22 protein-coding genes are annotated in these 18,646 nt (G+C 58.3%); 12 read left to right on the top strand and 10 right to left on the bottom strand.

All coding sequences use genetic code 11. From position 1 onward, the window contains the following. Positions 1-48: 48 nt before the first annotated feature. Positions 49-873 carry a GNAT family N-acetyltransferase gene (locus Q7F15_RS05240; protein ID WP_171567520.1) on the bottom strand — a complete coding sequence of 275 codons (825 nt, stop codon included), beginning with the start codon at positions 871-873 and terminating at the stop codon, positions 49-51. Positions 874-1,022: 149 nt separating this feature from the next. Here Q7F15_RS05240 and Q7F15_RS05245 point away from each other — a divergent pair, with 149 nt between their 5' ends. Together Q7F15_RS05245 and Q7F15_RS05250 are read left to right on the top strand one after the other, a co-directional pair. Next, positions 1,023-2,099 carry a M42 family metallopeptidase gene (locus Q7F15_RS05245; RefSeq protein WP_171567521.1) on the top strand — a complete coding sequence of 359 codons (1,077 nt, stop codon included), beginning with the start codon at positions 1,023-1,025 and terminating at the stop codon, positions 2,097-2,099. A 12-nt stretch (positions 2,100-2,111) separates the two neighbouring features. After that, positions 2,112-2,627: a hypothetical protein gene (locus Q7F15_RS05250; protein WP_171567522.1), complete on the top strand. Its 516-nt coding sequence runs from the start codon at positions 2,112-2,114 to the stop codon at positions 2,625-2,627. A gap of 47 nt (positions 2,628-2,674) precedes the next feature. Here the strand turns inward: Q7F15_RS05250 and Q7F15_RS05255 are convergent, their stop codons facing one another. The 3 genes from Q7F15_RS05255 to Q7F15_RS05265 form a co-directional block, all read right to left on the bottom strand. Then, the gene (locus Q7F15_RS05255; protein WP_171567523.1) at positions 2,675-3,946 is read right to left on the bottom strand and encodes an HD domain-containing phosphohydrolase; all 1,272 of its coding nucleotides are present in this window, start codon (positions 3,944-3,946) and stop codon (positions 2,675-2,677) included. A 261-nt stretch (positions 3,947-4,207) separates the two neighbouring features. Then, complete coding sequence (locus Q7F15_RS05260) at positions 4,208-4,345, bottom strand: hypothetical protein (protein ID WP_171567524.1); 138 nt, start codon at positions 4,343-4,345, stop codon at positions 4,208-4,210. Next, positions 4,342-5,604, bottom strand: coding sequence for an MFS transporter (locus tag Q7F15_RS05265; protein ID WP_304415204.1), 1,263 nt, complete (start codon positions 5,602-5,604; stop codon positions 4,342-4,344). The genes Q7F15_RS05260 and Q7F15_RS05265 overlap by 4 nt, the downstream gene beginning before the upstream one ends. A 318-nt stretch (positions 5,605-5,922) precedes the next feature. Here Q7F15_RS05265 and Q7F15_RS05270 point away from each other — a divergent pair, with 318 nt between their 5' ends. The 5 genes from Q7F15_RS05270 (at position 5,923) to codY (ending at position 8,978) form a co-directional block, all read left to right on the top strand. Then, a complete protein-coding gene (locus Q7F15_RS05270) occupies positions 5,923-6,264 on the top strand; it encodes a hypothetical protein (protein ID WP_304415205.1) in 342 nt (113 codons plus the stop codon). A gap of 78 nt (positions 6,265-6,342) precedes the next feature. Beyond that, on the top strand, positions 6,343-6,657 hold the full coding sequence (locus Q7F15_RS05275) for a YtrH family sporulation protein (RefSeq protein WP_029098722.1): 315 nt from the start codon (positions 6,343-6,345) through the stop codon (positions 6,655-6,657). After that, positions 6,654-7,139 (top strand): sporulation membrane protein YtrI, encoded by a 486-nt coding sequence (locus Q7F15_RS05280; protein ID WP_171567527.1) that lies wholly within the window; start codon positions 6,654-6,656, stop codon positions 7,137-7,139. The genes Q7F15_RS05275 and Q7F15_RS05280 overlap by 4 nt, the downstream gene beginning before the upstream one ends. A gap of 137 nt (positions 7,140-7,276) precedes the next feature. Next, positions 7,277-8,053 carry a sporulation protein gene (locus Q7F15_RS05285; RefSeq protein ID WP_171567528.1) on the top strand — a complete coding sequence of 259 codons (777 nt, stop codon included), beginning with the start codon at positions 7,277-7,279 and terminating at the stop codon, positions 8,051-8,053. A gap of 154 nt (positions 8,054-8,207) precedes the next feature. Then, positions 8,208-8,978 (top strand): GTP-sensing pleiotropic transcriptional regulator CodY, encoded by a 771-nt coding sequence (gene codY / locus Q7F15_RS05290; RefSeq protein WP_171567529.1) that lies wholly within the window; start codon positions 8,208-8,210, stop codon positions 8,976-8,978. Positions 8,979-9,062: 84 nt separating this feature from the next. Here the strand turns inward: codY and Q7F15_RS05295 are convergent, their stop codons facing one another. Beyond that, the gene (locus Q7F15_RS05295) at positions 9,063-10,418 is read right to left on the bottom strand and encodes an MFS transporter (protein ID WP_212133087.1); all 1,356 of its coding nucleotides are present in this window, start codon (positions 10,416-10,418) and stop codon (positions 9,063-9,065) included. After that, entirely contained in the window at positions 10,402-11,109 is a 708-nt protein-coding gene (locus tag Q7F15_RS05300; protein ID WP_304415206.1) for an ArsR/SmtB family transcription factor, read from the bottom strand. Before Q7F15_RS05300 ends, Q7F15_RS05295 begins: the two co-directional genes overlap by 17 nt. Before the next feature lie 209 nt (positions 11,110-11,318). Here Q7F15_RS05300 and Q7F15_RS05305 point away from each other — a divergent pair, with 209 nt between their 5' ends. Further along, positions 11,319-12,674 (top strand): MFS transporter, encoded by a 1,356-nt coding sequence (locus Q7F15_RS05305; protein ID WP_304415207.1) that lies wholly within the window; start codon positions 11,319-11,321, stop codon positions 12,672-12,674. Here Q7F15_RS05305 and Q7F15_RS05310 read toward each other — a convergent pair. Beyond that, positions 12,606-13,385: an SDR family NAD(P)-dependent oxidoreductase gene (locus Q7F15_RS05310; RefSeq protein WP_230077261.1), complete on the bottom strand. Its 780-nt coding sequence runs from the start codon at positions 13,383-13,385 to the stop codon at positions 12,606-12,608. The genes Q7F15_RS05305 and Q7F15_RS05310 overlap by 69 nt on opposite strands. A gap of 142 nt (positions 13,386-13,527) precedes the next feature. On the opposite strand from Q7F15_RS05310, the gene Q7F15_RS05315 reads away from it, so the two are divergent. Beyond that, the gene (locus Q7F15_RS05315; protein WP_171567534.1) at positions 13,528-13,752 is read left to right on the top strand and encodes a DUF1540 domain-containing protein; all 225 of its coding nucleotides are present in this window, start codon (positions 13,528-13,530) and stop codon (positions 13,750-13,752) included. Positions 13,753-13,873: 121 nt separating this feature from the next. Here Q7F15_RS05315 and Q7F15_RS05320 read toward each other — a convergent pair whose 3' ends face one another. Further along, the gene (locus Q7F15_RS05320; protein WP_304415208.1) at positions 13,874-14,464 is read right to left on the bottom strand and encodes a 5' nucleotidase, NT5C type; all 591 of its coding nucleotides are present in this window, start codon (positions 14,462-14,464) and stop codon (positions 13,874-13,876) included. A gap of 93 nt (positions 14,465-14,557) precedes the next feature. On the opposite strand from Q7F15_RS05320, the gene Q7F15_RS05325 reads away from it, so the two are divergent. Beyond that, positions 14,558-15,157, top strand: coding sequence for a DUF456 domain-containing protein (locus Q7F15_RS05325; RefSeq protein ID WP_212133084.1), 600 nt, complete (start codon positions 14,558-14,560; stop codon positions 15,155-15,157). 78 nt (positions 15,158-15,235) lie between these two features. Here the strand turns inward: Q7F15_RS05325 and Q7F15_RS05330 are convergent, their stop codons facing one another. Then, positions 15,236-15,766 carry a DUF84 family protein gene (locus Q7F15_RS05330; protein WP_304415209.1) on the bottom strand — a complete coding sequence of 177 codons (531 nt, stop codon included), beginning with the start codon at positions 15,764-15,766 and terminating at the stop codon, positions 15,236-15,238. A 118-nt stretch (positions 15,767-15,884) separates the two neighbouring features. Between Q7F15_RS05330 and dapF the strand changes: the two genes are divergently transcribed. Beyond that, on the top strand, positions 15,885-16,748 hold the full coding sequence (gene dapF, locus Q7F15_RS05335) for a diaminopimelate epimerase (protein WP_304415210.1): 864 nt from the start codon (positions 15,885-15,887) through the stop codon (positions 16,746-16,748). Positions 16,749-17,063: 315 nt separating this feature from the next. Here the strand turns inward: dapF and Q7F15_RS05340 are convergent, their stop codons facing one another. Further along, the gene (locus Q7F15_RS05340) at positions 17,064-17,210 is read right to left on the bottom strand and encodes a hypothetical protein (RefSeq protein ID WP_171567539.1); all 147 of its coding nucleotides are present in this window, start codon (positions 17,208-17,210) and stop codon (positions 17,064-17,066) included. Between the two features lie 274 nt (positions 17,211-17,484). Here Q7F15_RS05340 and Q7F15_RS05345 point away from each other — a divergent pair, with 274 nt between their 5' ends. After that, on the top strand, positions 17,485-18,636 hold the full coding sequence (locus Q7F15_RS05345) for a cysteine desulfurase family protein (RefSeq protein WP_171567540.1): 1,152 nt from the start codon (positions 17,485-17,487) through the stop codon (positions 18,634-18,636). Positions 18,637-18,646 lie beyond the last annotated feature (10 nt).

Here is an 18,646-nt window from a genome sequence, read left to right on the forward strand (position 1 = left end):
ATGCATCCCCCATTGTACCACAGCAAGAGGACGAGCGCTTTCGTCCGTTCAGCTCCGCAGAATGTCCTCCACCGGCCGCTTCTCCAGGACGTAGCGGACGATCGACTGATCCCGCAGAAGATCGGTCACCACATAGCCCTGCTCAAAGTAATGGGTAAACAGTGCGCGGGTCGCTTCCCGCCAGGCTGCAGCCGCGCCCATGTCTGCCTGTTTGACCGCCTGAAAATGAGCGGGGACTGACAGCAGCAGCCGCTCGTCGGAACGGTTCAGCCGGATGTCCCGCGGGCGGGGCAGCTCGCTGCTCAGGTCGCAGCACAGCACCTCCGGAACGGCGGCCGTGTCGGAGCGTTCAGGCTTACCTGTGCGGTGACGCTCCACCCGATCGCTGGCGATAAACCACTCAACCAAAAAGCGGTCAGTCGGCAGTCCCCGGTTCAGGTCGTCGTTCAGTTCGCCGTAACAGTTGGGGAGATAACGGCGGACGATGCCGCCCAGCTTGGCGATGTTCAGATAGCCGTTCACCGTCTCCAGCGGGTCGTACGTCCAGGTGATCTTGGGGTATCCGGCCTGAAGGGCTTCTTCCCGCTGCATCCATTTCATCCGGACGCCCAACCCCTGCTGGCGGTACTCGGGCAAAAATCCCAGCATGTGCGAGCACAGGTGCAATTCACCGTCCGTATAACCGGGAAAGCTGTACAAAAAGCCGATCATCCGGTCACCGTCGTAGGCGCCGAGAAAGAGGCCGCCAAACTTGGCGACGGTCAGCGTCATGTGCAGCGGAATCACGGATGAACCGCTCCAGATGGTGCCTTCCAACGCTTCCAGTGCATGCAGCTCCTCTTTGTCCGTCAATTTGCGAATCGTTATTGTCATGGCGTATATCCTCCATCCGTGTGTTTGTAAATCCATTCGGGGCGGATGCTCGTATTCCTGCCCGGAGCGGCGGTTGCATCCCGCTCCCCCCTTGGCTGATAATAATAGGGACGCGGTTTTGCCGCGTACAGGAGGAGGTTTTGGCCGGAATGAATCAGTTTCAGCTTGAGCTGTGGAAGAGATTGACCGAAGCGCCGGGAGTTTCCGGTTTTGAAGCGCCCGTGCGAACCGTTATGCGGGAGTACATATCGAGGTATACGCAGGAAATCGTCTGCGATAATCTGGGGAGCTTGTTCGGCGTGATGCGCGGGGATGAAAACGGGCCCCGCATCATGGCGGCGGGTCACTTGGACGAAGTGGGCTTTATGGTGACGCGGATATCGGACAAGGGATTCCTCTCGTTTCAAACCGTTGGCGGCTGGTGGGGACAGGTCCTGCTGGCCCAGCGGGTGCAGGTCCTGACTCCTGCCGGTGCGATCGACGGGGTGATCAGCTCCATCCCGCCGCACGTGCTGAGCGATGATCAGCGCAATCGGCCGATGGACGTTCGCAACATGTACATCGACATCGGCGTGGATTCACGCCAGGAGGCGGAGCAGCTGGGCGTCCGGCCGGGGCAGCCGGTGGTGCCGGTCTGTCCGTTTACCGTAATGGCAAATCCGAAGCGGCTGATGGCCAAAGCGTGGGACAACCGCTACGGCTGCAGCCTTGCGGTAGAGCTGGCCAAGGAGCTGCACGACTGCCCCAGCCACCCCAACGTGGTCTACGTGGGGGCCACGGTACAGGAAGAATTGGCGGGCGCCCGCGGAGCCAAGACGGCGGCGGCCGTAATCGAACCGGATCTGTTCCTGGCATTGGATGCGAGTCCGGCCGGCGACATCCCCGGCGTCAGGGAAGAGGGCGGAAAATTGGGCGGCGGCGTGCTGATGCGGCTGTACGACCCGGTCTTTATCCTGCAGCCGGGGCTGCGCGACTTTTTGATTGCGATTTGCGAAGAGGAGAACATCCCCTACCAGTTCTATGTCGCCAAAGGGGGCACGGACGCCGGACCGGTTCAGTACCACGGCCAGGGCGTGCCTTCCGCTGTGATCGGCATCCCGGCCCGCTATATTCACAGCCATGCGGCCATCATCGACCGGGACGACTACGAAGCGGCCAAGCGCCTGCTGTTTGCTGCCGTGCGCAAGCTGGACCGGGCGGCGCTGGACGCAATCAAGCCGCGCTAGGGGGAATGTGGCGTGAACGCTGTGACGTTTTACACCCGGCGTCAGGGCGAAGAGACGTCGTTTGAGTACAACTTCTACGACAACGGCTTTTCGCCGAGCAATCTGGCCGTCCGCAAAGTGCTGATGGCGATGCTGGAGAGCGTCCACCATCGCTTGACCCACCTGGAAGTGGAGTACAACGACGGCATGCTGGCCGACAAGGTGGGAGCGCGCCGGGCGGGTGAACTGCTCCGGTTTTTGGGGGCGTCCAAAACGAACATGAAAGAAACCTACAGCGGGAATGTGGTGGTCAGCCGCGTGTTTCGCGCCCCGCTGACGCCTGAGCGCTATGACTACTTTCACACCCTCCAGGATGTATCCCAGTTGTCCCACTACCGGCTGCAGGAGCAGGAGAAGGATCGGATTGTCTTTTACTTCACCCGTTATCTGCAGTTGATCGCGCCGCAACAGGAAGCGGAACGCTTTGCCGAGCGTCTGGATGCGTACGGCCTGCCGTACAGATGGGTGCCCATCGACAGGGGAGAGTGAAAAACAAACAGCCATGTTGCTCCAAGTGGAAAAGCAGCATGGCTGTTTTATAGCGGAATGCCCGATTTCCGATGGTAAGACGGCTGGGCCAGGGCGATTTCACGGTCGTCAAATCGGTCGAGCAAAAGCTGGTTGGCCCGTGAGATGTGATGGGCGTGATAGAACGTCTCTTCCGTCACGCTTTGAAAAAAGGCGTCCACCACTTGGGGACAAAACTGCGTGCCCGTGTTGCGGATGATTTCGTCGCACGCTTTGGAAAAGGAGAGCCCTTTCCGATAGGCGCGAGACGAGGTCATCGCGTCGAACGCGTCGGCGACAGCGGAGATCCGGGCGACGAGCGGAATGTCATGTCCCTTCAATCCATCGGGGTACCCTTTCCCGTCAAAGCGCTCGTGATGGTGACGGGTGATGACGAGAATCGTCTCGATCTGCTCTGAATCCTGCGTCCCGGCCTGGACAAACAGTTTGCGCAGCAGCGCTTCCCCGCGCACCGGATGGGCTTTGATGATCTCGTATTCTTCGTCCGTGAGCCGCCCCGGTTTCAGCAGTATGCTGTCCTCGATACCGATTTTGCCGATGTCGTGCAGCAGTCCGCCGGTGTACACCGTATCCAGCATCGCTTCGTCCATGCCCATCTGCTTGCCGATGACGCGCATGTAATAGGCGACCCGCTGGGAGTGGCCCGAGGTGTAGGCATCCCGCTCCTCCAGGGCGACTGCCAGCGACTTCAGGATGCTCTGGTTGGCTTCGGCCAGCTGTTCGCCGCGCCGCTTGGAGTTCAGCAGCAGCTTTTCCTGCCGCTGGGTCAGGTAGATCAGGATTGCCGTGATCAGGTAGTTGCCGGCCACCAGCATAATCAGCATCGCTTTGAAGATGGAAAATTGCTGATAAAATCGCTCTTCCGACGTCACAATGCCGACGTACCAGTCCCACTGCGGAAAGTAGCGGACGACGGAAATTCTGCTCTCGGGAGAAGCGCCGTCCGGGGGCTGCCACTGAAACGAGAGGTGGTGCTTACCTTCGTTCAGCACTTCCCGGATGAGATGATGCCCTTCCGGAGTGGGAAGGGTGTTCAGGTTTTGCCCTTCCCAATCGGCATGAATCGTCAGAATTCCTTGGGAGTTGAATGCAAACAGGCTTACTCCCTCACCCATCGTCAAGCGGGCAGCGCTGCTGTCGCGCGTGCCGTCAGGACGTTTGGGGCCGGCGAAGAATTCCTTCATTCGCTCTTCAGCTTCCGTGATGGTAAGGGAGCCTTCCTCGACCCGAGCGTTCACCAAGGAAAGGATCTGGAAAACAGTATCCAACTGCCTGTCCATCGCTTGCACTCCGTTTGTGTAGTACTGCAGTCGTGCTTGTGAGTACCCGAGGTACACGACGCAGGTAAACAGAATGGGCAGGAGCATGAGGAACCAGGGGTAAAGGCGCGTTTGGGTTGCAAATTTTAGAGGCAAGGCGCGACGTCCTTTCCGCATTTTGGTATTCTTCTCCCTCATAATAGGGCAAATCGACATAACCTTCAATAAATTCCCCGAATGTTGTCGAAAAATAGTGAAGGAGTGGTCGAACCACTCCTTCCGCTATGTCGAGGGGCGATTAGGCCCTTCCAGCTTCTTGTCCCCGTAGCCGGGGTTGTCGTTTTGCGTGGATGCAGGTTGGACGTTGCGCTCGGACCGTACGTCCTGATTGTTGGAAACGCGTTTTTCCGGCAGCTTCACGTCTTGCTTCCCTCCTTTCTGCCCGTTATGTGCAGCTCTCCCTGTGCGTCTGGCACTCTGCCCCGCTTGTGGCGCGGCATGGCGTACAGGGCAAACAGGCCGAGAATGGCCGCCAGCAGCACCGTTGTCAGCGCGTAGGCGATCCAGGGGTACGGACTGGCTACTCCGCCCAGCCGTTCCACCAGGGTGCCGCCGATGCTGGTGCCGAGTGCCGTCCCGATCCCGGAGACGAAGTTGGCCACACCGAAATAGGCGTTCAGCCAGTTCTCCTTGGCAAAATAACCGACCAGGCTGTCCAGGACGGGCAAAAACATCATTTCCCCAAGAATAAACAGCACGGCAGACGCGCTGAGTGTGGCGAATTGCCGGGCAAAGCCGATCCCGAACAACCCGGCGCCCAACAGCGCAATCCCCGCCACGAGCGCCAGATATGGATTGATCCGCGCCAACACGAAGCGGGAGATAACACCTTGCAGCAGCACGACGCTGACGGAGTTGATGGTCCAGATCAAGCCGATCAGGGTCGAAGTGGAAAGCACGTGTTCGCCGCGCAGAGGGAGCACCAGGGCAAACTGGGCATAAAACGCCCAGATGAGCAGCGAGATGCCGGAGAACATCAGGAAACTGCGATGGCGCAGGATCTGCAGATATTCCGGCAGCGGCGTCCGGCGGCAGTCCGGACCGACGCATCGGTCGTTGGGCAGCGTCAGCCGCGTGATGACGGCCAGTGTGGCAAACACCAGCGAGGAGAGCAAAAAGGGCGTTCGTCCAAGGGCGGTCAACCAGGTGATGGTCAGCCCGGCGACAATAATCCCCAGATGGGCAAAAATGCCCCGCCAGGAAAAGGCGACAGTCCGCTCCTCCTCTGACACGGCGTCAGCAATCGTGGCCTTGATCGCCGGAGCGAGCAGCCCGACGCCCAGACCGTTTACGCCCGAAAACACGAGAAACTGCCAAAACGCCTGGCCAACGTGATAGCCGAGCATCGCCAGCCCCTGCAGCAGCGCGCCCGCTATCATGATGGAACGTCTGCCAAAGCGATCGGACAGAGGTCCCCCGAGAAGACTGGCCGCCTGATAGGCAATGCTTCCCGCCCCGAGAACCAGTCCGACCTGTGTAAGGGACAAGGTTCGCACGTCTTGCAGGAAGACGGGAAACACGGGGATGATCAGATAGGCGGCCACGTGCATGAAAAAAACCAGCGCCAAGAGCAGCGTGTAGGTTTTGTTTCGCCGGAGCGATTCCGTTCCCAAAATCATGGCGCCGCCTCCTTGTGACACAGTCTCTCCGATAGTATGGATGAACGCTGGCAAGAACTATGCACCTCTTTCAGCCGTTGGGCGAAAGCGGAAAATCGCAGTCAACAGGCGGCCGTCCAATCCATCCGGCTTTTTGCGACATATACCTAATACTGTATACGGCCATGGGCCGAACGTACGGCACACGGGTACAGGCTGGAGCAACGAGGAGGGACAGAATGAGAACATTATTCAAACACGAAGGATTTGAAGTCATCATCTGGATCCTGGTGATTATCTTTCTTCTCTCCATTTTCTTTGACGAAGGGATAGAGTAGGATGAGCGCATATCGCCCAATCAGCCGATTAAACCGTTACTACAAAACCAACAAGGGCTTCAGGGCTTGGGTACAGGCCAATGAACGGTGGTTCAAGGAAAATCCGGAAGTGTTCCAGCAGCTTCTGCACAATCCGAACATGGTTCACCTGTTCATGAACCTGATGGTCATGCAGGCGCCGCGCATCCAACGCAGGCTGGGCCGGATGAGACGAAAAAAAGATGAAACGCACGGCATGTCAGCGACGGCATGCCGTGTGTTTTTGGGCAGGGACGAGCCGTGCCTGTGCGTTTGTCCCGGGAAATGGCGAGCCCTCCGGCAGTTTGGCATGTCCCCGTACTAGCCCCGGTGTTTTCTTCATATTTGCCTGACAAGCGGCGTAGGGATAAGCATACGCTGCCTTGTCGGGAGGAATGAAGGCATGTCTCAGGTGATACTTACCTTTTTTATCGCGTACGGGATCGTCGTTGGCGGGTCCCTTTCCGGCGGATTGGGCTATTTTCTGGCGGCAGAAAAACCGCCGCTCTGGTCGATGAAGGAACTGGCGGACCAGTTGAAGATCTGGGGGCTGGTGGGCGCTCTGGGCGGCACGTTTGACTCCTTTTTACAGATTGAAAAAATCCTCGTGGGCCACTTTCACCCCGTGGTAAAACAGTTGGTGATGATCGTGGTGGCGTTTCTCGGCGCCCATATGGGCACGATCACCGTCCAATGGCTGTGGCAGGTGCGTTCATGAGTGCAAGTCTGTGGAAGCGGTACGTCGCCCTGCTGGTGTTGGGCGCCATGTTGGGGGGGACGGGGGTGCTGCTGGTATACGGTCGGGAAATGGAACAGATGCTGGTCCTGAACCAGAGTTTGCAAATGTTGACGGAAAAATTGCGGGAAGAGAACGAGGCGCTGAGGCAGACCCAGCGGGTGTCCCGCAAAAAGCAGGACGTGGTGATCGAGGAGATCCGCGTGGTCGTGCTGGAGCCGAAGCCGCACCCGACGATCGAGGTACAGGTGGCGCGCCATTTGGAAAAAGACCTCGCCTCCCTGAAGGGCAAAAAAGTAGAGCAGGTGGCCGGCGTGCACGAGGTGCTGCATGAAATGCTCAGGAGAAGGGAGTACGTGGTGGACGACGAGGGCACGATAGCCGAGGTGCGGGTGAAAACGGTGGCAATCAGCCGCGATCTGTTTCTGTTTGTTACAGTGGAAACGAAGCGGGAGGGGACCTGACGGCAAACAGACGAAATTGTCAAAAAAATACAGTCTCCGCATGAAACTTTCTGCTGCACGACCCGTATAACCAAACTGAAACTCCGGCGGACGCGAACCGCAGCGGAGCAAACGGAACCAAAGGAGAGAATGAAGCGATGTCGATGTTCAAAAAGCTGCTGGCCAGCGTTGGGATCGGCTCCGCGCAGGTTGACGCCCGGCTGGAGCAGGATTCCCTCATGCCTGGCGACATGGTGAGAGGGGAAATCCACATAGCGGGCGGTGACGTGGCCCAGGAGATCGACGACATCTACATGTACGTCGTCACCCACTACGAACGGGAAGTAAACGACAGCAAGGTAAAAGAGGAGTGCATCCTGGTCAAGCACAGACTGTCCGAGCGCTTTACACTGCTGCCCAAAGAGCGAAGAGTGCTGCCGTTTGCCTTCCAACTGCCGTATGAGACGCCGCTGACGATTGGACGGCAGCCGGTCTATCTGCGGACCGGGCTGGACATCAAGAACGCCATTGACCCGGCTGATTCCGACTTCATCGAGGTTCGTCCGCATCCCTTGATGGCAAAGGTGTTGGACGCCATTCAACGGATCGGGTTCCAACTGTACAAAGTGGACTGCGAGTACAATCGCTACCTGGGTCGCCGCTATCCGTTCGTGCAGGAATTTGAATTCCGTCCGATCGGCCCGTACCGCAGCCGTCTGGAAGAATTGGAAGCCGTCTTTCACCTTCGCGATGGAGAGCTGGAAGTGCTGCTGGAACTGGATAAACGGGCGCGCGGTCTGCTGGGCGCTCTTGAGGAAGCGTTCAACCTGGATGAGCGCTATGCCCGCTTCCGCCTGACTGAGGCCGATCTGAACCGGCCGACTGATATGATCGCCGATCAGATAGAGGAAATCATTCGCCGCAACATACGCTAAGCACGGAAAAAACTGTCTGGCAAATTCTGCTCAGGCAGTATTTTTTTTGCCCTGCGCCTGTTCTTTTATTGTCTATTTTTTGATTTGCACGTATGAGCCGGGATTTTTCAGACAATACTGAGACCACAGAGAACCGCAAGGAGGAAAAAAAGGAATGAATTTACTGGAGAAAACGAGAAAGATTAATGTGATGCTGCAAAAAACGATGGGAGGCAGCGGTGTCGGCTACCACGACCTGGCCCGACTTTTGTCCGACGTCATCGACGCCAACGTCTACATCATCACTGCCGACGGCTCCATCATCGGCAGCGGACTGCAGCAGGATTTTGCCGTCGGTGAGCAGACGAAAGACTTGCTTCCTGCCGGCTATCATCAGCGGCTGCTGGAGGTAAGCCAATCACTGGCCAACGAACCGGTGCAAAGCCCCTACAGCATGGTGACGCCCGACTTGGTGTCGCTTTTCCCGCAGATGATGACCACCATCGTGCCGATCAACGCCGGAGGCAGCCGCCTCGGCACACTCGTCCTGCTGCGGGCGTACGGCCAATTTGAGACGGAGGATCTGATCCTGGCGGAAATCGGCGCCACCGTCATCGGCATGAAAATTGTCCGCCAGCGCACGGAGCAGATCGAAAGCGAGGTGCGCGACAAAACCTTTGCCAAAATTGCGCTCTCGTCCCTGTCGTACAGCGAGCAGATCGCTATCGAGAAAATCATGGAACAGCTCGATGCCAAGGAAGGGCTGCTCGTCGCCAGCCAACTGGCTGATCAGGCCGGCCTGACCCGCTCCGTCATCGTCAACGCGCTCAGAAAACTGGCCAGCGCGGGCGTGCTGGAGTCCCGCTCGCTCGGCATGAAAGGCACCTATATTAAAGTGTTGAACGACAAGTTTCCGGACGAACTGGCGAAATGGAAGACGTCGTAACACGCGGCGGCGCCTGCTTTCCGCAGGGAAGGGCGCGCATGACTGACTGCTTCGCCTTCAAAAAGGAAAACACACCCGCAGGCGTTACAGCGCTGCGGGTGTTTGTTCGTTGCGGCTGCCGTCGCCAGGTTGGTGCGGCTGCGGCGAGTCGGTCGTTTCCGCCGCCGTCCGGCCGGACCAGAGCGGATGCTCCTCCATTTGGCGAAACGACCGGAACAAAAGCAGGCTGAGGCCGACCGTCCCGAGTGACAGACCGCCGATCAAAAGCAGTGTGTCCGGAGCGGCCCACCTGCGCTCCAGGAGAACAGAGCAAAGCGCGTAGCTGACCGGGCCCAGACCGACCGACATCAGTGTAAGCAGCGACATCACCCTGCCCAACTTGGCGTCGGGAACGATCGTCTGTATGTAGGTGATCAGCGGAATGTTGGTCATGCTCATCGCCATGCCGACGGCGAACAGCATCGCCAGCCCAAACGCCAATTGATGCATGAACGAGACGGCGGCGATGCCTGCCCCCATCAGACCGACTATCAGGGGCAGGAACTTGTAGCGCCCGCGGAATCCGCCGCACAAGGCAGTGATGATACCGCCGGCGATGGTGCCTACGCCGAGAGCCGAACTGAGCGAGCTGTAGGCGCTGCCGTCCCAGCCGAGCTGCTTGACCAAAAGGGGCAGGCCCATGTTGACCGGACCGGAAAACATCATGTTGAGCACCAGGGACGTCCCGAAGATGATCGTCAGGATCGGGATGGAAAAGGTGAAGCGGATGCCTTCCCAGACGTCGCGGAAGTAGGAAGGCCGAGATGCACGCTGGTGATCCGATTCTGCCGAAGGCGCCGTTTGGGCGGGCTGGAGCCGGAGCGTGAAGAGAATCAGCGTACCGGCGAAAAAGGCGGCAGCCATGATCAAAAACATCGGCGGGTACGGTACGGTGTGCAGCAGCATGGCGGCGACCAGCGGACCGCACACCATGCTGAGCTGCTGCGAGATTTCCATCAGACTGTTTGCTCCGGCCAACTGGTCGCGGCCGACCACAAACGGCAGAATGGAACTGCGCGCGGGCCAGAAAAAAGCGTCCACCGTACCGAACAGGGCGGCCATCGCGTAGGCGGAGTAGGGAAGCAGTTGGTCATCGTCGTACATGAGCAGCAGGCCGAAGCCGGAGAGCACCATCCCCCGGGCCAAAATGGAGCCGACCATGATCCGTTTGCGGCTGATCCTGTCGGCAGCCACTCCGCCCGCCAGCATAAACACAAGGCGGGGAATGGACATGCAGATCAAGGTGGTGCCGAGCACGGTCTCCGATCCGGTCACGTCCACGATAAACCAGGAGAGGGCGACGAAGAACGCACCGTCGGCCAGCGCGGAAATCAGGTTGCCGAACCAGAGCCGGACAAACTGGCTGTTTTTCCACAGTGCGCGTTTAGTTGCCTGGGTCATATTCCGTTTTCCTCCTGCCCATTTTCCTTACCGTTACATCGTCTGCATGCACGAATCCCTCGGGCAGCGATTCATCGTCGGCCACGTAGATCTGCTCGTGGGTCATGAAGCCGACGCCGACGAAGTAAAACACTTCTCCCGTATCTTCCGCCTCCCCGGCCCTGATCCGCTGCAGGTGGCGTTCCTCCATCTCGTTCAATTCCGCAAGCAAGGCGTGATACTTTTTGATCCATGCCTTGATCTCGTCCCGCGGCGCCTTAACTTCCCCGTTGAAGGCGTAGAGCGGCGGTCGTTTTTCCTCTTCGGCAAAGAGCAGAAACGATTCGTCCGGCGCGTTGTACAGCCGCGTGATGCTGGTACGCAGGTGGTTGAGCATTACTTCTTGCTGTAAAAGGGTGTCCTCGCGCAGGGACGGCAGCAGGTCTTCGCTCACCTTGAAATCGAAGGCGACGGAACGGTAGAACTTCTGCACAATTCCGTTTTTCTCCTCGGTGCGGACCACGCGGACAAAGCCTTGTTGCTCCAACTCCTTCAGATGGTAATGAACCTTGGAAGGAGAGAGAGAAAGCATCCCGGCCAACTGTTTTCCCGTGTACGCGTCTTTGGTCAGCATCGTGATCATTTCCAGGCGCAGCGCGTCACTAATGGCGCGGAGTTGTTCCAGACTTTCGATGACCATATAACGTTTCAAGAAATAATCACCCTCTTAAAATCATTTGAACATTACGGTATTATCGAAACGTTCAAATTTGTTTGAACGAATTTTATCAAATAAACCTGCAAGTTTTCAAGCATGTATTTCGAATAGTGATGGAGTTCCTATTAATAAATATAATAATTGAAAAAGTTTAGAAAAATGGCTACAATAATGCTCAAATCGGAAAGAAAAGGAAGATTGGCGTGAAGGAACTGTGGAGGCAATCGTCGTTTCGCTGGTACTGGGTGGGACTGTTTTTGTCCGGCCTGGGCAATCAGTTTGGATGGTTGGCCTTGACCTGGTTTGTGATGAACAAGACCGGTTCGTCTGCCGCCATGGGGGGTGTCGTCCTGGCATACAACATCCCCGCAGTGCTTGCCGGGCTGGTCGCCGGGGTTCTGCTGGATCGCTTTGACCGGCGGCAGCTGATCATGCTGGACAACGTGCTGCGCGGCCTGATCTTTTTCACGCTGGTGCTGCTGCTGCAGATGGAGGGGACGCCGCTGTGGCTGGTATACGTACTGATCGTCATCGCCGGGATGCTCTCACCCCTCAGCAGCGCGGGTGCCCAGACCCTGCTGCCCCGGCTGGTGACGGACAAATCCCTGCTGGTCAAGGCGAACGGTCTGATGGAAAGCCAGTGGCAGATTAACTATCTGTTCGGGCCCGCTGCGGCCGGGGTATTGATCGCCTGGATCGGGGCGGCCAACGTGCTGATTGTGGACGCCATCGGCTTTTTCCTCTGTGCCTTTTGTTTTTCCCGCCTGAAGCCGGCCGCGGGAGTGGACAGTTTCTCTGTCGGGCGGATGGACGAAAAAGAGGCAGAGGAGATCCAAGGGAAGGCGGCGGAAAGCAGCGGGAGTGTGGTCGCATTCGGTCCGTTCCTGCGTTCGCTGATCGCCGACATCCGCACCGGTTACTGTTACCTGCTGGGGCGCCGCCGCCTGTTGTGGCTTGTGCTGTTCACCTTTTTCTTCAACATGGCGTACGGCCCGGTGGAGGTGGGGCTGCCGCTGTACGCCAATAACGATCTGGAAGGCGGAGCAGTCTCGCTCGGACTGCTTTGGTCCGCCTTGGCGGCGGGGGCGCTGCTCGGGTCGATCCTGTTTTCCGCTGTTACCTGGAAACTCCCGACCGGCGTGACGCTGGCGGCCATCATCGGCCTGTGGGGGATCACGACGCTGCCGCTTGCCCTGTTTACCCGCGTCGAGGTGGCGATGCTGGCGATGGCGCTGGCCGGACTCAGTTTTTCACCCTACAACATCTTGTACCGCAGTCATCTGCAAAAACACGTGCCCGAAGAACTGCTGGGGCGGGTGCTGACCAGCGTCCGCACGATTACGGGGACGGGCATGCCAGCCGGGGCGGCTGCTGCCGGCTGGCTCATCCCCGTATGCGGAGTGCAGGGAATGTTCGGCGCTGCCTCCGTCGTCTGCGTGGTGACCGGTCTGCTCGCGTATGTGGCGCTGCGGCGGCTGGATGAGCCGGAGCTACTTCCGGTTCAGCAGGGGGGCGAGGAGGCGCTTCACGCCATGGGGCAGCATCGTGTAGAGCAGTGACAGGAGATGCAGCCGGAGGGGCATGGCCACTTCCGGCTGCTTTGCTTCCACAGCCCGGATGATTCGAGCCGCTGTCTGCTCCGGCGTCAGGAGATAGCGGCGGACTTTTTCCCGGTACGCGCCTGTCTGGTCCGCCCGCTGCAAAAACGGCGTGTCGATCGGTCCGGGCATGGCGCAGGTGACGTGGATGCCGCTGTCTGCCAACTCATGGCGCAGTCCCTCACTCAGCCGGATCACAGCTGCTTTGCTGGCAGCGTACACGGCCGCTTTTGCCGTCGCCACCTGGCCGGCGAGCGATGCGATGTTTACGATGTGGCCGGAGCGGGCCGCAAGCATCATCGGCAAAAACGCGCGGATCACATACAGCGGACCGGCGATGTTGGTAGCCAGAATGGTTTCCAGCTGGTCTTGGCGCATCTCGGCCAGCGGAACGAATACGGCAGTGCCCGCGTTGTTGTAGAGAAGGTCGCAGCGGCCAAAGCGAAGCTGTACCCAGTCGGCAAAATGCTGCACGGCTTCGTTGGCGGTGACGTCGAGCTGATGGAGAAACAGGCGGTCGGACGCACCCAGACGTTCGTGCATCGCTGCCAGACTGTCCATGGATCGGCCGGTCGCGACCACGGTATCTCCTTTTGTCAGGTGAAGTCTCGTCAGTTCCTGCCCGAGACCGCCTGCTGCGCCGGTAATGACGACGATGCGCGGGTTGCTCATGAAACAGGTCTCCTTTCGCGAAACATGCCAGGAAGGCGGCAGTCATGGTTTTGCCGAACGGCGTGATGTCAAGGAAGCCTTAATTTGCGGGGGTATAAGCTGTATGTGCGTGGTAAAGGATAGCCTCTAGGAGGTGAGACACATGCCCATCGTAAAATGCAGCGTTTCCAACTGCGAATACTGGAGCGAAGGCAACAACTGTTCCGCCGAGATGATCATGGTGGAAATTGACAGTCACGCCCACGCAAATTTTAAGGAAGAGTTTGCCGGTGAGTACGGACACGACAGCCAGCACAAGGATCAGGTGAACGACTCCTCCCAAACCTGTTGTCACACGTTCAAACCGAAGAAAGACGAGAAAAAGTAAGGAAAAAAGACGTATCCCGTGCCGGGGATGCGTCTTTTTTCCATGTGCTGCAGGCCGCACTCTGTCCCATCGCCGCGGTCTCAGCGGGAACGGCACTCTCACCGTTGAGCGGGTGGCCGCTTTACGCGTTGGCCTTTTCCAGCGCCAGCTGATCCACCAGGGCGTCCACCTGCTCCCAGGAGGTGACCCGTTGCACCAGACGGGGGAGCGTGCCCTGGTTGTACGGAGTGTCGAACAAAAAGACCGGGATGGAGAGGGCCTCAGCCAGCTGCAGCGCGTTTTCCAACCGGTCTTCCAAAAACAGGTCCACCTGCCACTTTCGGGCGGCGGCCAGCTTGTCGTGCGAACCGATCAAATCCATATGGTGGTACGGAATCTGATAGCGGGAGAACCACTTTATGGTGACCTCCAGATGACGGGCTTCGCGGGCGCTGATGTACACCAGTTTGTGCCGCTTGTACCACTGGCGCAGCACCCGGTCGGCCGCGCCGTGGACAGGGGCGACGTCGTACAGGCGCTCGCCGTGCTTGTCCAGCCAGTCTGCAAAGACTTCGTCGCTGATCCCGTAGACCGTGGCCAGATTGTAATCAATACAGTCTTCGTATCGCAATTGTTTGCCAAAGCTTTCATTCATCAGAGGGACAATGCTGCTCGGCTCCGTGACAGTGCCGTCAATGTCGATGCCAATCGTTAGGGGGTTCTCTGGTTTCATCCTCTCGCCTCCAGTTTAAATTGTACACCCTCGGCAGAGAATAAGGCTACTTCCTTCATCACAATCCTTTTGAAAAAAGGGGCTGAGCATGGCATGGCGTACGATCGAGACGAGCGTGTGAATGCCGAGCAGAAGGAAGGAGAAAACGGCCTGACGGAGATGTTCGATCAGCGGGATACCGAGTTCGCCGACTCCTGGATGGGGGCTGTGTTGGATGAAAATGCCGCCCGTTCCCGAGGGAACATCCAGTATGATCCCTACTCCCAGACGGAACGTTACCTGGGAGAACAAAACGTGGACACGGCAGGAGCCGATCTGACACAGCAGGCAGACCGGGAAGGGGAGAAACGGGGGGACAACCGCCAGGATGACTCCACCCTGAACGGGAACGACGTGGAAACGGCCGCGGAAATTGCCGAACCCGTCCGGAACACGCGCACCACTGACACGCGCACCACTGACGACGTCGACACGCAGGCTGACGGCGGAGCCAGCGGGATTGGTTGGACAGGATTGGGCTTGTCCATTCTGTCGCTGTTTCTTCTCCCGTATATCGTCGCTCCGATTGGCGTGGTGCTGGGATACCTGGCGTACCGGCGAAACGCTCGTACGCTCGGGGTCTGGGCGATGATCGTAGGGGCGATTGCCATTATTGGCGCGCTGATCATCTACCCGTATTACATCGCCCGATGACGGTGGCGCCTCGTCGAAAAAACCTCTCCGGTGACGGAGAGGTTTTTTCCTGTCTGATCGGTTCGGTCGTCCGGGGACTTATCGGTACAAAGCGGAGACGAACGGGGTGACGGCGGCGGTGACGGCGTCGCGAAACACCTCGGAGCGCCGGATTCGTCCTTCCGTCAACAATCCGTAAGCGCCGCCGCGCTGATTGGTTCCCGTGGTGCCGCTCCACTCGTCGATGATCGTCCGAAGCTCGATGCCTTCCTGTTTGATCCGTTCCACCGCCGAGTTTGGGATGGGAAAAAACAGTCCCTTGCCCAGGCAAAGCCGCCTGCCGTCCCAAGCGGCGCAGACGGAGAGCAGATACCATTGATTCGTGTACCGATCGTCAAACGTCAAGCCCCCTTCCAGCCCCAAGCCGATGTCGGCGTTCGGGACCCGGTCCAACACCGCTTTGGCCCGGTTGATCGCCCCTGTGATCGTCTCTTCCTCGGAAAGCGGCTGGGCGGAGACGCCGGACGGCACCGCCAGACAGATCGGTTCCGTTCCTGTCGCCAACACGACTGCTGTCCGTTTCGCCTGATTGACTGTGCCCAGTGCGAAGCGCAGCGCGGACATATCCATGCCGCACACCTCCTGCTGCAGATTGGCTAGGGGTAGTATACCACTTCCCCACGTCCAGGGCTTCTGTGGTAAGATAAAGCGAGAAATACAATTTCGGAGCAAAAATGAGGGGCGAACCATGAAATTTACCAAAATGCACGGACTGGGCAACGACTACGTATACGTGGACTGTTTTTCCGAACCGCTGACGGGCGTGGATCTGCCGGAACTGGCACGGCGGGTCAGCGACCGCAACTTTGGCATCGGCAGTGACGGTTTGATTCTGATCATGCCCTCGGAGCAGGCTGACTTTCGCATGCGGGTCTTCAACAACGACGGCAGCGAAGCGAAAAACTGCGGCAACGGCCTGCGCTGCGTGAGCAAATACGTGTACGACCACGGATTGACGGACAAGACGTCGTTTTCCGTAGAAACGCTGGGCGGCATCGTCACTCCGTCCGTAACGGTGGGCGCCGACGGCAAGGTGGAGCTGGTGACCATTGACATGGGGGAACCGCAATTTGTCCGGTCGGCCATTCCCATGACCGGAGAGCCGGGGGAACGAGTGATCGGCCAGCCGCTCACCATCGACGGCCGCACGTTTACGATGACTGCCGTCTCGATGGGCAATCCTCACGCCGTGCTGATTGTCGATGAGCTGAACGAAGCGGACGTGGTGAAGTACGGACCGGTCATCGAGCGGCACGAGTGGTTCCCCGAGCGCACCAATGTGGAGTTCATTCAGGTGCTGAACCGGCAGGAAGTGCTGTTCCGCGTCTGGGAACGCGGTTCGGGAGTGACGCTCGCCTGCGGCACGGGAGCGTGTGCAGCGGCGGTGGCTGCCAGCCTCAGCGGCTTGACCGACCGGACTGTAACTGTACATCTGGCGGGCGGGGATTTGGTGGTCGAATGGCGGGAGAGCGACAACCGCGTGTACATGACCGGCCCTGCAACAGAGGTATATTCCGGCGTTTATCACGGTTCGCTTCCGTATACAGGCTGACTTAAAAAGCATAAATCGTTGGCCGAGGCCGTCCCTTTATTACATAGGGGACGGCTTTTTTGGCAAAGGAACAGCCGCACATGCGCATACTACGGAAAAAAGCTAAAGCGAGGTACTCTGATGGCGGCAAAGTTTGCATATGTAATCGCGACGATCGTCGGGTTGCTGATACTGATCGGGTACGCATACTGGCGGAGCGTGAGGCGGTAAGGGGAAATCATTGACCGGGGCGAAGGCGTAAAAAAGCGTGGAAGTCGGCACAAACAGTCGTGCTTCTTCCACGCTGGCAGGTAAGGCTAAGGCAAAGGCAAAGGTTCACCCGTTGTACACCTCGTTCAGGTAGACCGTCACCGTTTCATCAGACTGCTTGCTGCCCAGCTTCGCCAATTCGGCACGCAGCCTTCTCAGTTCTGCCTCCATTTTGCGGATTTTCTCTTCCATCTCCATTGTCCGTGTTGTCATGGTGCTTCTCTCCTTCGCTTCTCGTTCTCTAAATTTATTGACTATTCTAACGAATGGACATTGCTGTGTAAAGAGCCCGCCTGCCAATGTAAGCGCTTGTGTTTGTGAACAATTTGTGAAGGTTTTTGCCGCTTTTTTCTCCCCGGCGTTGTTCCCCGCCGAAAAGTGGGAGAAAATAAGGGGAAGTATGCTCCCGGCTATATGTTGATCGGAACTGTCGTGTTATGATGAAAAGTAGACTTTGGGCGAACAGCCCTCAGGAAGGTGTGGACTGGTGATTTATTTGGACAACAGCGCCACGACTCGTCCTCATCCGCAGGTGGTTGAGGTGGTCAAACGGGCGATGGAGACCTACTATGGGAATCCGTCCTCGCTGCATCAAAAAGGGCTCGAAGCAGAGAACATCCTGAAGCAGGCACGCGCGGTAGCCGCCCGTTTCCTCGGGTGCAAACCGTCGGAAATCATCTTTACGTCCGGCGGCACCGAGAGCAACAACGCGGCGATCAAAGGTGTGGCCATGCAGTTTCAGAGCCGGGGAAGACATATCATTACGACGAGCGTGGAGCACCCCGCCGTCTATGATGTATGCAAGCAGTTGGAAGAGTTCGGTTTTTCCGTTACGTATTTGCCGGTTGACAGTGCGGGTCGTGTCTCTGTAGAGGACCTGAAACGGGCAATCCGGCCGGATACCATTCTCGTTTCTGTCATGCACGTAAACAACGAGTTGGGGACGGTGCAGCCCATCGCCGAGATCGGCGCCCTGCTGAAGCAGCACCCGAAAATCCTGTTCCACGTCGACGCCGTGCAAAGCGTCGGCAAACTGCCGATTCGCCTGAAGGAGTGGGGCATCGACCTGCTCAGCGTATCGGCCCATAAATTTTACGGACCGCGTGGCGTCGGCATCCTGTACAAACGGGAAGGATTGATTCTCCAGCCGCTGTTGATGGGCGGGGGGCAGGAGGGTGGTTTCCGCTCCGGAACGGAGAATCTGCCAGCCATCGCCGGCATGGCCAAAGCAATCCGATTGCTGGAAGAGATGGGGCCGGAAGAACCCGCCCGGCTGGCGTCCATCACCCAGGTGCTGCGGCAGGGATTGGCCGAGATTCCCGGATGCGTCGTCAACACGCCAAGCGAGGGAGCGGCCCCTCACATCGTCAACGTCTCGTTTCCCGGGATGAAGGCGGAAGTGCTGCTGCACGCGTTGGAGGAACGAGGCTACCTCGTTTCCACCAAATCAGCCTGCTCCTCCAAGGCAAACGAGCCCAGCCGGGTATTGATGGCTGCTCTGCAGGACAGGGAGCGGGCATTGTCGGCCATTCGCATCAGCGTGGGACGGGAGAACACCATTGAGGAGGCGCGGGCATTTGTTGCTGCCGCTTCTGAGTGTGTCGCCAGCATCCGTCCCCATATGAAAGCAAAAGCGTAACATGTAAAGG

The sequence above is a fragment of the Brevibacillus aydinogluensis genome, assembly GCF_961514395.1.
In the GTDB taxonomy this organism is placed as follows: Bacteria; Bacillota; Bacilli; order Brevibacillales; family Brevibacillaceae; genus Brevibacillus; species Brevibacillus aydinogluensis.

Bases quoted from the DNA above. Each gene is read 5' to 3' on its own strand.
- Q7F15_RS05340 (WP_171567539.1), bottom strand. From the start codon at position 17,210: ATGACAACACGGACAATGGAGATGGAAGAGAAAATCCGCAAAATGGAG.
- Q7F15_RS05320 (WP_304415208.1), bottom strand. From the start codon at position 14,464: ATGAAACCAGAGAACCCCCTAACGATTGGCATCGACATTGACGGCACT.
- Q7F15_RS05265 (WP_304415204.1), bottom strand. From the start codon at position 5,604: ATGATTTTGGGAACGGAATCGCTCCGGCGAAACAAAACCTACACGCTG.
- dapF (WP_304415210.1), top strand. From the start codon at position 15,885: ATGAAATTTACCAAAATGCACGGACTGGGCAACGACTACGTATACGTG.
- Q7F15_RS05285 (WP_171567528.1), top strand. From the start codon at position 7,277: ATGTCGATGTTCAAAAAGCTGCTGGCCAGCGTTGGGATCGGCTCCGCG.
- Q7F15_RS05330 (WP_304415209.1), bottom strand. From the start codon at position 15,766: ATGGATATGTCCGCGCTGCGCTTCGCACTGGGCACAGTCAATCAGGCG.
- Q7F15_RS05315 (WP_171567534.1), top strand. From the start codon at position 13,528: ATGCCCATCGTAAAATGCAGCGTTTCCAACTGCGAATACTGGAGCGAA.
- Q7F15_RS05240 (WP_171567520.1), bottom strand. From the start codon at position 873: ATGACAATAACGATTCGCAAATTGACGGACAAAGAGGAGCTGCATGCA.
- codY (WP_171567529.1), top strand. From the start codon at position 8,208: ATGAATTTACTGGAGAAAACGAGAAAGATTAATGTGATGCTGCAAAAA.
- Q7F15_RS05280 (WP_171567527.1), top strand. From the start codon at position 6,654: ATGAGTGCAAGTCTGTGGAAGCGGTACGTCGCCCTGCTGGTGTTGGGC.
- Q7F15_RS05325 (WP_212133084.1), top strand. From the start codon at position 14,558: ATGGCGTACGATCGAGACGAGCGTGTGAATGCCGAGCAGAAGGAAGGA.
- Q7F15_RS05255 (WP_171567523.1), bottom strand. From the start codon at position 3,946: ATGGACAGGCAGTTGGATACTGTTTTCCAGATCCTTTCCTTGGTGAAC.
- Q7F15_RS05275 (WP_029098722.1), top strand. From the start codon at position 6,343: ATGTCTCAGGTGATACTTACCTTTTTTATCGCGTACGGGATCGTCGTT.
- Q7F15_RS05295 (WP_212133087.1), bottom strand. From the start codon at position 10,418: ATGACCCAGGCAACTAAACGCGCACTGTGGAAAAACAGCCAGTTTGTC.
- Q7F15_RS05310 (WP_230077261.1), bottom strand. From the start codon at position 13,385: ATGAGCAACCCGCGCATCGTCGTCATTACCGGCGCAGCAGGCGGTCTC.
- Q7F15_RS05270 (WP_304415205.1), top strand. From the start codon at position 5,923: ATGAGCGCATATCGCCCAATCAGCCGATTAAACCGTTACTACAAAACC.
- Q7F15_RS05245 (WP_171567521.1), top strand. From the start codon at position 1,023: ATGAATCAGTTTCAGCTTGAGCTGTGGAAGAGATTGACCGAAGCGCCG.